This window comes from Pseudovibrio sp. Ad26, from assembly GCF_001623285.1.
In the GTDB taxonomy this organism is placed as follows: domain Bacteria; phylum Pseudomonadota; class Alphaproteobacteria; order Rhizobiales; family Stappiaceae; genus Pseudovibrio; species Pseudovibrio ascidiaceicola.
Window position 1 is genome coordinate 217,313 of the sequence record NZ_LMCE01000063.1, and the last position, 12,054, is coordinate 229,366.

Consider the following 12,054-nt stretch of genomic DNA (forward strand, 5'->3'; position numbering starts at 1 on the left):
CAACACTTCTTTATACTTCGTTTGGAGGGAAAATCTGAGTGTCTGTTCATCACTCGTATTACCAAGAAATCCGCAGACATATACTGGTCAACACCAGTTAGATTGAGGTGCTTGACCCCGGCTTCAAACGCGAGCATGCGCGTATTAGTTCTTTTAAGAGGAAACGGCTCACGGATTTGAGTAACTTGACTATGTCATTTAAGCAACAGGCACAAGGAAAGCTCGAAGTCAGACAGCGGATGATGAGTTCGCTTCGATTTATGACCAAAGACGTGATACTGCCTCCCAAGAGACAGCAAATCTCGAACCATTAGCCAGGGCTTGTATTCAGAATACTCAACGCTGCCTCGTCCTTCTTCGATAATTTTTGCAAATTTGGCGTCAGAAAACGCCTTATTCTTACCAGCCATGACAAAACCACTGGTTTAATGCTCCCCGTGCAAGCATTAAACCAGTGGTTTCTGTATGCAATACTGACTGCAGATCATAAACCGGAAATTCTTTTTAAGATTGGCGGACAACACCTCCAAACATCATTCAGAGATTTCGAATAAGTTTAAGTCTGGCTGGGCCAAAAGCTGCAATTCTCTAACCAACCATTCGAGTAGCATGGCGTTTTGCCTCATTTCTCACTCCAGTAAGCAAGATCTCGGGCCAAAAAACAAAATTGGAAGGCGGGGGCTGAACACCGGTTACAATAGAGCCATACAACATAGGCAATGATTTGAAGCAGAAATCGGTAGAGCTTGTAACAGATCGGAACTGAAGTCATAGTCCTCGCTTACTCATTAAAACTGCGGCCAGAGTTAACTTGATAGCACCCCGTAAGGCCCCTGCCAGAACGGTATTTGGGGCCATATCAGACCTTCAGGGATCAATTGACCAAAAGGAAAAAAGTTATCAAGAACCTGCAGCCGCGACAGGACATAAAACATACCACTAAACATTCCAAAGCTGTTCAGTTTCGACATACGTACGGCTATTCGCGAAGAAGCATCAGCACCGAAAAGAGCGTGATCAAAGGGAAAGGTATAGCGTGTCTTATCGTCAGTTCTGAGCAGCACCCCATTCATACAGGGTAGACACGAAACCGGTTCATTATCCAGCATCATAAACCAGCGATGTCCTGCAGCATAATAAGGGCTACAGAAGCGTCGTGTTCCCCCGATTTCCTTCATTCTGACATCACAAATCTGACCCGTAAGAGTATAATTCAGATCTACCTCATCATGAAGATTACTTGCCCTTGAGTTTTGCAAAAATCCTGGAAGCAAGTTGGAAAATCGAATGGACTTAACCCTACCAACAACATCACGATCAAATTCGTAGCATAGAATATCTCGGTCATCCGCAACGAGCGTCACGGTTTGAACAGCCCTAGCAGGATTATGCTGCGTAATAAATGCCACTTCTCGACCTTTGGACTCCAGAGCAAACCGGTCACCATGTTCTGTGATCAGCAGTTCCTGACCATTCAAGTCAATCCTCAAATAATCATCCACTTGGTTCACATTTAGGTAGAAACCCGCACTTTCGCAGACAAACCCATTTGCTCTTAATGTGTAGCGATCTGTTCCTGAAGCGTCGACGCATTCGCCTTCCTTGTCGGAAAATCTCCTTGAAAAACTGGTTTGAATGCCATGCTGATTATCAATAGTCCCCGATTGGACAATTCCGGTTACATAGTCAGTTTCGGTATTGAATCGAAAAATCGCATGGTCAGGATCGTCGATAACTTGCCAGCTTTGATCTGAATAGCATTTAAATTTTTGCCCATTCAGTTTTAGGATGTCGCAACCCTCGTCCCTCTCAATCTGAGCAAAAAAGTGATCACTTGTAACAGCACTTAAGCGACCAGTATCATCATAGGTGTAGCGAAAAACCCTGTCGTCAATCTGTTCCGTTTCAAGAAGTGTTCCCAAATAATTTCTTTTGAGAACCTGCTGACCATCGGTCAAACTGCAAAGGCGACCAACGCCATCAAACTCAGCATCCAGTGATTGCTGAGGTTGGTCAGTCAGGTTTGCATCCCATTGATGGACACTGGTTTTGATGTTTCCATTAGATTGTTCGGATCTTGCCATATGAGTTGTTCGGGCAATGTCAAACACATCAGCACCCGTTGAGGAAAAGGTCCATTCCTCGGAACCACTTGCAACTGTAAGATCATTTATAAACCCGGAACGACTGAAACCCACTTCAACGGAGCGACCCTCCAAACCGACCGGGCGACCAAAGACATCCCGACCAATAACTTCGGTTCCAATCTCGACAAAATCAGAGCGATTATCAGCATGGTAAAACTGAAGATGCGATACAGGCACGACATTAGAGGAAAAAGGGGACAACACAGGCTCAGATACCCCCAGAAAAGCCGCATGAAACAAACTGGACATACGGTCCAGAAGATTATGAGGCAGGTCTACATGAATACAAGAAGGATCCCCGGAAAGAGCTGCTCGCCAGGTGGTTCTTTCAACAGGAGCCGAAAGAATATCATGCATATGGGTAAGCAATATCTCAGCTCTACCCTCTTGAACAGACTGCGGCAATTCAATGAGACCAGCTATCGACAAAGACCTTTTTCGTACAATCTCAGCTAAAGAACCGAATAATTCTGATGGAGAATATGGGGCTAATCGATGTGTTTGTATAACTCCGTCTGTGAAGCTGAAGCTGGTATCTGGCGTTATAAGTTCCGACAGGGCTTTCGTATCTTGATCATACTTCAGCAACCATTCCAGACCCCGGAAATTCATCGAAAGCGGATTTCCGGCATCGTCATAACCAATTCTCAAAAGCTCCTGATCACCATCCCCTATTGACGCGAGCAGGCCCCATTCATCCTCATATGAAAATTCCAGACTTGTATCTTCACCTGCCTCCACCCGATGCAAGCGGCCATCTTGCCAGTGATAGGTGACGGTTCGCCCATCTGCCAACCTGAAAGAGGAAAGAACGGCTTGGTCGCAATCAATGCTGAATTCGGTTATTGCGTCTCCACCACGGCGGATTACCGTCTTGTCAGTGGCCGGATAGGCACACTCCAACGGCGCCATGCCATGCCTGAAGCGCCTGTTTAAAAGCCGGTTATCACTATCTAGCTGCAAGGCTTCAAACGCACCTGAAGGTCTCACCCGGTGGGTAAGCTTCCCGTCTTCATTATACATATATGCCCACTCTCCGGCATATGCCGAGCGAACCTGTACAAGCCTGCCATCATCATCATATCGATAGGAACCAACATCCTTTAGTTGACCGGTTACCCGATCCCGTTCGCTTATCCGATTGATCTGCAAATCATCACAATGAATATCAAGATGCAGCCCGTCACTGCGGGAAACACTGGTCAAATTTCCATATGCTGATCGTTTGAAACGGATTTCATCGCCAGATTCATTATATAGCCTGCGCAGAAAAACTTTTTTACCGTCCGACAAACCAAACTCGTAAAACAATCCCCCTGCTACCCGAAAGGTCGGGCGCACATTCAGGATTTCAAGCTTCCAGTCCTTTACAACAGGATTGGTGGAAATTCCCCCGGACCAGGGTATCTGGAAACGTGCTATCTCACCCGTGGGCAGGTGAAGGCTCAACCATTCCGGGCCAGGCAGAACATACAGGCTCCAGTTATCAATCCATCCCTCGCCAGTCTGTCCGCTGAAAAGTGACATGGACTGCCAGGTCGAGGTCAGAAAGAGGGGAATTTTTCCCGGATAATAAAGATCAGTTCTGGAAAAGGTCGCTTCACCAGAGACAGGATTGAAAATTGAATCCACAAGCCGGGTGTTTCCAGGCCTCTGCCCCCGATAATCATAAAGGTCATAAAGTATGGACATATGTCAGCCCTGAAAGCTGAAGAAACGTTCAAGGAAATGATCCAAGTTTTTCCCGATATAATTCAGATTGCTGTAATCAGCGTCCCCTTCATTTTCATGATCCCAGAAATATATCGCGCCTGCATCATCTCCAGACAAGGACAGCAGGATCAGATTACCGAACGGATCATGCGCAATGGGAAGCATATGGGATGGAACACGCTCCTCCTCAACATACATGGAATAATATTCCAGCAAATCCGACGGATCATCAATTCCAACTGACAAAAACCAGTCCACCAAAGAGTCGCTATACGGACCATCATCATCAAGAAACGAGAAGCATTCTGGTACCGGTCTGCCGCCATTTTGCTGAGACAAAAACGACCGATAATCTGCTGGTAGAGCGAGCCCCAGTTTCTTTTCCAAAGTTGCAAGACCTGCTTCATCAAGCCCGGTGGAAGCGTCCAATATCACTGCCTTAGCCATTCTTCAGTTGCTCCTTGATTACCGAAACACCACCGGAGTGAGGAAAGGCGTTATGCATGCTGGAATCGACAAGTTGCAATGTACCCGGATTGGCGCCATCATGGTGCCAGGTAAACCCCTTTGGAGTTCTGACATGCCCTGCATGCTGGTTTGCCATGTAACAGTCACGTACCCGACTGGGTTTAGCTGTCTTTGATACAGTCATATTTTTCTCTTTTAATCTCGCTTTGACAGATCTAATCCGACCTGCTTCTTGCATGCATGTTCGTGTCTGCACCCTTAAAATCAATTTGTGAAGGCGTGAAGACCGATTAAACTTCAACTACGTTCGGGCAAACTCAGAGACCACAGGCATTTGCCATGAGCTTCACACACATATCCGAGGCCTGCGGACGCAATACAGAATCCAGCTTTGCCGGGTTTCCGGATTGGGCCAGATCATGCAATCCCGCCACTAACGGATTATCGGGAATATTCGGTATGGTCGCAGACAATGGCTCCCCCAGTGATATCTCGGACGACACGGCATCGGAAAAATTTTGCGAAACACGGGAGACAGCCTGAGAGGTAACTTCCGGAACCTTCCCTTTCAGAGCACCAATCAGGGCGCCGCTGTGTAATGCCTTGGTTTTGAGCGTATCAAGAGCTTTATTCGTCAGGCCCTCCAGCCCAACTTTGGGAAGATGCGAGGCAACATGGTGGGACAGGATGTCTTGAATTCCACTTTCAAGAATTGAAGCGAGCTGATCCTGCACAAATGAACCAAGCTCAGGGACGGGCATCGACAGAGCCTCCTTGAAGGCGAGCAATTCGACCGACGCAGGATCTTCCAGCCTGCTCAAACCCGGATCCAGCAAGGGCGATGCATTATCCTTTGCGCCTTTCATGCAGCTCTTCAGAGGACCACCCATTCCCACATCACCAATGAAGGTATCACCTGAGCCGGCTGAAACAGAGCCGCCACAGCCGATACTATCCCCCACACGTCCTGCTTTTTTGCCATTGATGAACACGGTTGCAGACCCGGCAGACAGAGAACGTGGATGAGGAGGGCATTGGGGACAGCCATGCGGCGCAAATGCATCACCCAGCCTCACGGCCTTTCTGCCGTTGATGAAGGTATCCCCGGAACCGGCAATAGCCGGTGTCGGAGGAAAACAGCCATGACCTGCCCCAATATCTCCCAATCGTGCTGCTTTTGGCATTTCGCCTCTCCTTCAAAATCAAAAAATCAAAATCCGATGAAGCCCGCAACGAGCCCTGACAAAACCAAATCTAACGGGCCTGAATTCTCTCAAAATTTATAGTCCAAGCTTAAATCACCGAGAAAAAACACGTGACTTTTATTGCCCTTCTCGTGCTGGTATCCCCAGCTCCCCATCCCACCTGTTTGAACAGAAGGTTACTCACCAAAATCCTCTTTCCATTCCTCAATATCATCCTCATCTGCAGACAGAGCGTTGATAAATTCGTCAAAACTATCGCCGAGTTTGGTTATGCCTTCAATATCAGAGGGGATGTCATCCATATCATCATCAAGAACTAGAGGTTTGATATCCTCAAGCGCAAACACCTTACCAATACACTTGCCCCTGATAACCAATCCAATCGATAAATGAGTGCCATACGCAATAATAAGAGCATCATTGACATTGCCTCGTATCATCGAACCTTCAAGCTGTTTTGTACAAGAAACAACCGTGATCGCTGACTCAAATCCATACTCTGGATGCGGAGCAAGACGCGCAAAAAAATCAATATAAAGAGATTGATTATCCTTCTCAAAACAGCAGGGAAGAGGATCAGATCCTGTTCCATTTTCCTTGCAAAAGGTCAGATACTGCTTCAGGCTTTCATGATCCTGAAAACTGAACTCGAATGCCTTTTCATGATAGGCAATTCCTGCGCCCAACTGATCTTTTAAATCCGGATATCCATATTTTATAGCCTGCATACCTACTCCGAAATAAACCACCAACTAAGCACAGCAAACCCATCTCACAATCAACTTTCTATCAAACCCCATCAGGCAGATCATCAACAATTCGCGAGAAAAAGCTGCTAAAACTATCCGCCATGATGAAACATTCCTCAAGAAAATCTTCCGTCGTCTCTAGTTCTTCTTCAGTTTCATCGTCAAAACTAAAAACATGGCCAGTTTTCAGATCCATCAATATGTGTTCATGCTCTGCACCATTTGCAATTTTGATGTAATCATCAGGCGCAAAATAGTTATCTCTCAAGTCTTTAGTCTGGAATGCGACTGTAGAAGTGAAGAAAAATCTTTCAAATGTTTTATTAATACATTTATCTACTTCTTCAGAAATATGCATGAAGGTTGTAATAGCGGCCACCGTATGATCATCACTATTATAATAACATGCGCCACCTCCAGCCAGATATCCACCATTATACTTTCTCAAAAAAGCAAGATAATCATCAGGAACCGGATATTTAGCCCAAGTTTTAAAGGCTTCAATTTCTCTGTCATCAGCAGGCTGCGCGATCGGATCGATAAGAGGCATCATTTCTCATAATAGATATGCTTAATAAAGTTGCCGAAAGAAGAAGGCTAATTACGCTGCACCTTCTTTTTTTTTAAATTTCATGATGATGCTTAAAGAGCTAAGTAGCATCACTATCGACTGTAGTCATGCTTGTGTCACCATCGTAATGCCAGTCAAGTTTCAGTCAGACCCAATCAGGCAAGTCATCAGCAATCTGCGAGAAAAAACTATCGAAATTATCCGCAAGAAATGAGCATTCTTCCAAGAACTCTTCTGCTGTTTCTATTTCGCGATTATCATCAGTAAAGCCAATAACATGGCCAGTTTTTAGGTTGATCACTACATGTTCATGTTCAGCGCCATCGGCGATTTTAATGTAATGATCGGGAGCAAAATAGTCATCCTGTATATTACCAGTTTCAAATTTAACTGTATAAAAAGAGAAATTCTTTTCAAATATTTTATTTATACATTTATCTACCACTTCAGATATGTGCATGAAGGTCGTAATACTAGCTAACCGATGATTATCCTTGTTATAAAAACCGGGTCTAACTCCAGCCAGATATCCACCATTATACTTTCTCAAAAAAGCAAGATAATCATCAGGAACCGGATATTTTGCCCACGCTTTAAAGGCTTCAATTTCCCGTTCATCAGCAGGCTGTGCGATCGGATCGATATGAGGCATTATTTTTAATTCTCAAACCTCGCGGCAGTATCTTCAGGGACGCAACCAGTTATGGCTTCTCTATTATCGAGAAAATCTTCTGCAAGTCCTGTATTCCTAAACCAAACACCCGACGACATGACGATCCGCTTTATGAACCAGAACCAAATTTCTCTTTGATTTCATCAGGTAAGTAATCCATAGAATCTTCCCAATCATCAACGTCGTCTTCATCTGCGTGAAGGCCGTCAATAAACTCGGTGAATGTATCGGCAAGATGCAAGGCCCCATTTTCCAGCCTGATCCGATCCTCTTCCAGATAAACACCACTATCCACAAAGGCAAAAACCTTACCTCTATGCGGCCCTTTTACAGCAAGGACAAAGCTTAGATGACCTGCAGCTCCTTCAGCGAACATAACAAAATCATCACTTATCCAGTCTTCGCCAATAGCCCGATCAGTACTAGCTTGAATAGATGCTAAATTATCAGAAGGAGACAACCGAAGGAACGCTTCAATAATCAATTCTTCCATGTCGATTTTTCCATCAAACCGACAAGGAATAGGTTCTCTTCCAACACCATTACTATTTATAAAATCTATAAAATCTTCTGGTAACTTAATACCAAAATAATCTTCAGCCCATTTTTCAAACTCAATTTCAGATGATTGGTTCAATTTTCTTGTATAAAAAACCTTTTGCATAGATATCTCCACGTTAATACAGAAAGCTTAGATGCATTCACTTCCCAGAATGCCCGCCCGCATGCGGGAACAATTTGTGAACCCAATAATCCATTAATAACATTGATTTTCCATCTTCGTGATGATGCCATGTATATATAGGGTCGCCATTTTCATCTAGCTTGTTAGGATTGATTTTCTTGGCATTATCCCCTTTTTTATTCACAACACCAAGATCATCAGCTGTCTTTCTTTGTTCATCCATAAGGTTTTTGTTGGCTTTTTGATAATCATCTTTCCTTTTACCATTAAAGGAGTCTATTTTTGTTCTGTAGTCCGTAAAATCATCAAAAATCGGTTTGCCATTCACATAAGGAACCTCGACATCCATGTTCCCCTTGGTGGAAGTATTTATTTTCTTGCCATAGATCACGGCTCCAGTATCAGGATCATGTTTCAGCCAGCCGCCACTTTCCTCCCATTTCTTGAACTTAGGCGCGTTAGGGCCTGCATTGTGACTCCCGAGTTTTTCCTCAAGATCCTTAGCACTTATCGGTTTGGCATTTGGATAATCATCCAGCACACTCTTCTTAGGCGTTTCTGCCTTTTTAGCCGATGAACTATCAATGACATCGGGAGCTTTGCCATTCTTTTTGATATTGGTCATCCCGTTCAGCCTGGCGGCTTCTCCGCCTGCTTTTCGACCAGCGATCAAACCGGCCTGACCAGCATTTCGAGCTGCTGATGAAGGAGCTTTTGCCATATCTCTCTCCTTTTAGCTCGGCGCACTGGCTTGGAGTGCGGAGGCCGTTCCACCAGCCGCCGCACCACTAGCCGCAGCATTTTTAAAAATCTTCACCGCATCTTTTGTCAGAGCCCGGATCGTGTCTTCATCACGCAGATTACCAACTGCAAATTTGATGATCTTGCGAACAAATTCCTGAAACACATCGTCGAGCTTTCCGAGTGCTTTTTCGACCATACCAACTGCCTTGGATGCGAATTCTACAATCTTGCTAACTGCCAGTTCCGCTGCCTTGATCAACCCAGAGGTGTCACGCAATCCCCACAAGGTCCAGCTTGCCCGTGCTTCTGCCAGCGCTTTGCTGGCTTGTTGCTGCATGGTAGCCAGAAACTTTTTGAAGAGGCCCATAGCCTCCGTGATCAGTTTCTGAAAATCGGCCGCCAGATCCTGAAGCCATTTGACGGCATTGCCGGAAGAAAAGAAGCGCGCCACAGCCATGACGGAATTGATCATTTCTGGTGATGCGGCCTTCTTGAAGGATTTCAGGAAATCGCCTGTCGCCTTCAAAAACGGTTTGCAGGCATTGAAAATGGTTTTGAAAACCCCCTTGACGACCGATCCAACAGTAGGGACCAGCCCGATGGTGCAAATACCTAGCGATAGCCACAGCAACCAGCCTTCTTCCTCCCGCACCTTGCTATCACAAAGCTTGAGCACAATCGCAGAAACATCCCTGAGATCGCCAACCTGATCGATAATAGGAATAGCCGTCAGCGCTGCATCGAAGATAATCTGCCCGGTTGTCGGATTGTCATTCCACTCTCCTTGCAGCGCACCCCATATCCAACCAAACCAACTTTCATCATCAGCATCCAGTTTCCGTAGGGTATTTCTCGCGTTTTCCTCAATCCGTTTATATTCATTGACTTTTCGCTGTGTATCATCGTCCAGCCCACCAAACAGGCGACCAAGCGCAGTACCGTCAATCTCGTCGCGCATGCGCTCCGCTTCATCCCGCGCAAGACGCGCACGAACGATATCTTGGTTTTTCAGATAATCTGGATTCCGCTTCTGCTGGTTTTCCGGCTTGTATTCAATGGCATCCTCACCGGCCAGCACCATGGCAGCCTCGTTTGGCAGGCCATATATCGCCACCATGCCGTTGTCACCACAGGTGCCATTGGTCTCCGCCCCCCCCTCCAGGATCAAGTGAAACGGAGCCTCTGGAGACGGAAAAAAATCCTCATAATGAACAAATACGGCCAATGCATTCGGACAATGGTCACAAATCCTGTCCGGGTGTTCCTTGACTGTCGAAAAATCAAGATCGGCCAGGTCAATCACATCTCCGGTTGACTGACCGCCTGCTGTTTCTGCCTGTGTCATTGCCCCTGTCCTATGCTGCACCCAGCCTGGACGCATCCTTGCGCCTGGCCACCTGCGTCAATCGTTCGATTTTTGATTGCCCGGACATAAAATCTGGCCCGGAAAGAATGGACTTCGCCTCTGGCAGCGCGCCATTTTCGTGGAAACCTTCACCAAAAGCAGTCGTCAGGACAATGAACTTCACCTTGTCCCGTTCCATTTCAAATCCAAGCTTTTTGGCGGTCTTCTCCGATCTTGCAACGAGTGCCAGCAAGTCCTTGTCACCTCGGTCAATCAGCTTTTCGCCAAAGCCCTTACGCAGAAAATCCAAAATGCGTTCATGCCGAAGCTCAGTCTGCCTGCCCCGCAATGCTTCGAACTGCCTGGCACCTACCCGGTAGGGCGGAAGGCTGGCAATCCCGGCTTCTTCGGTGTGATTGATGCGATAGGTATAAAAGCGTTTGTCCTTGCTGTTCGGTGCGATATGAAAAGCCCCTAAATCACCACAGAAGGCTTGGGCCATTTCTGGCGTCATTGAGCTCAAAAATGTTTCAAGAAGGCGCGGATCGTAGAAACGGAAGAGAACAGTTCTGTTCCCTTTAGGCGGATAAACATTTACCCAATTCCGCCAATGCTGAACGAGATGGGACGTAGCAACCCTATCAGATGTCTCAATAAAGAAGCCCCAAGCATCATCACTTTGCGTCAGGCTAACAATATGCTCCCACATCTCGTCCTTGGGTCGGACAAGATGGGGCGCTTCCGTATTGTAATAATCCTCGGCCAGCTCCTCATAGAGACAAAAGCCATCCTCTTTCAGATCAGCCACATGTCCAGGAACATCCTTGTTCCCGCAGGCATCAACAAGAGCAAACAATCTGCCCTCATCACGAAGAGATGCCAGATCATCCCAGCTGACATGGTCAGGGATATTGGTATAGGACAACGCCATATCACCTGTATCCCCGGTCGGTTGCAAGCTCAGCAGCTTTCGGGTCCGTTGGCTCTTCAGGCGGTGGTGGGGCGGCATCCGCCGCCGTTCCCGGGCTACCACCCTGATTGATTTTTACCTTCTTGCCGACGATCGTAACCCCGCCGGAATCTATCTTGACGAAACCACCCGGCCCCTTGATGGTCAGTTCTTCGGTGCCTTCCAGAACAACATTGGGTGCCTTGACCGTGGTCTTGCCCAAAATAGTCGTCGTCGAGCCTCCTTCAACCTTGAGGCTGTCCGATCCCTTGATCATGGTGGAGCGGTTGGCACGAAAACTGTTTACAACAGCCCCGTAAACCGTTGTATGCAGGGCGTTATAGACCTTGAAAAGCAGTTTGCCGCCGAAGATCCAATTCGTCTCATTATCAATGCGACGATATTCATCTTTTGCTATGTGCTGATAGTGGTTGTTCTTGACCAGCAGGTGTCGGTTGTTCTCGACAATCTGATGCCGGTCATGCCGGATATGTTCACGCCGGTCATTCTCGACAATGATGTCCTGATCTTTTTGTGCATGAACATATACCTGTTCCATCCCGGCCTGATCTTCAAACCGCAACTCGTTCGAACCCACACCCTTGTGAGTATCCGACTTGATTGTCATAACCGTTTTAAAGTCCGGCAGTTGGTAGGGGGACTTGTTGTTATTGTGATAGGTGCGCCCTGTGATGATTGGCTGGTCTGGGTCGCCTTCGAGGAAGTCTACGATGACCTCGTGGCCAATGCGGGGGATGGCGATGTGGCCCCAGCTGGCGGCCTGGCTCTTATACACAACTGACGC

The 12,054-nt window shown here is 46.6% G+C and carries 13 protein-coding genes; all 13 read right to left on the minus strand.

Annotated features, from left to right (window positions below):
* Positions 1–194: 194 nt before the first annotated feature.
* Entirely contained in the window at positions 195–410 is a 216-nt protein-coding gene (locus PsAD26_RS29395; protein ID WP_063311292.1) for a hypothetical protein, read from the minus strand.
* Positions 411–806: 396 nt separating this feature from the next.
* Positions 807–3,839 carry a DUF6531 domain-containing protein gene (locus PsAD26_RS16360; protein ID WP_063311293.1) on the minus strand — a complete coding sequence of 1,011 codons (3,033 nt, stop codon included), beginning with the start codon at positions 3,837–3,839 and terminating at the stop codon, positions 807–809.
* Positions 3,840–3,842: 3 nt separating this feature from the next.
* Positions 3,843–4,307, minus strand: coding sequence for an SMI1/KNR4 family protein (locus PsAD26_RS16365; RefSeq protein ID WP_063311294.1), 465 nt, complete (start codon positions 4,305–4,307; stop codon positions 3,843–3,845).
* Positions 4,300–4,566, minus strand: a complete 267-nt coding sequence (locus tag PsAD26_RS28880; protein WP_084403703.1) for an HNH endonuclease — start codon at positions 4,564–4,566, stop codon at positions 4,300–4,302. Before PsAD26_RS28880 ends, PsAD26_RS16365 begins: the two co-directional genes overlap by 8 nt.
* 79 nt (positions 4,567–4,645) lie before the next feature.
* The gene (locus tag PsAD26_RS28885; protein ID WP_084403704.1) at positions 4,646–5,512 is read right to left on the minus strand and encodes a PAAR domain-containing protein; all 867 of its coding nucleotides are present in this window, start codon (positions 5,510–5,512) and stop codon (positions 4,646–4,648) included.
* A gap of 197 nt (positions 5,513–5,709) precedes the next feature.
* Complete coding sequence (locus PsAD26_RS16375; protein ID WP_063311295.1) at positions 5,710–6,261, minus strand: hypothetical protein; 552 nt, start codon at positions 6,259–6,261, stop codon at positions 5,710–5,712.
* A gap of 61 nt (positions 6,262–6,322) precedes the next feature.
* Positions 6,323–6,832 (minus strand): SMI1/KNR4 family protein, encoded by a 510-nt coding sequence (locus PsAD26_RS16380; protein ID WP_063311296.1) that lies wholly within the window; start codon positions 6,830–6,832, stop codon positions 6,323–6,325.
* Positions 6,833–6,998: 166 nt separating this feature from the next.
* The gene (locus PsAD26_RS16385; RefSeq protein WP_063311297.1) at positions 6,999–7,505 is read right to left on the minus strand and encodes an SMI1/KNR4 family protein; all 507 of its coding nucleotides are present in this window, start codon (positions 7,503–7,505) and stop codon (positions 6,999–7,001) included.
* A gap of 130 nt (positions 7,506–7,635) precedes the next feature.
* Complete coding sequence (locus tag PsAD26_RS16390) at positions 7,636–8,190, minus strand: SMI1/KNR4 family protein (RefSeq protein ID WP_063311298.1); 555 nt, start codon at positions 8,188–8,190, stop codon at positions 7,636–7,638.
* Positions 8,191–8,227: 37 nt separating this feature from the next.
* Positions 8,228–8,932 (minus strand): HNH endonuclease, encoded by a 705-nt coding sequence (locus PsAD26_RS16395; RefSeq protein ID WP_063311299.1) that lies wholly within the window; start codon positions 8,930–8,932, stop codon positions 8,228–8,230.
* Between the two features lie 12 nt (positions 8,933–8,944).
* Positions 8,945–10,300, minus strand: coding sequence for a hypothetical protein (locus PsAD26_RS16400; RefSeq protein WP_063311300.1), 1,356 nt, complete (start codon positions 10,298–10,300; stop codon positions 8,945–8,947).
* Between the two features lie 10 nt (positions 10,301–10,310).
* Positions 10,311–11,156, minus strand: a complete 846-nt coding sequence (locus PsAD26_RS16405) for a DUF4123 domain-containing protein (protein ID WP_193758300.1) — start codon at positions 11,154–11,156, stop codon at positions 10,311–10,313.
* Between the two features lie 76 nt (positions 11,157–11,232).
* The coding region (locus tag PsAD26_RS16410; RefSeq protein ID WP_244278250.1) for a phage baseplate assembly protein V at positions 11,233–12,054 on the minus strand (822 nt) is incomplete at its 5' end.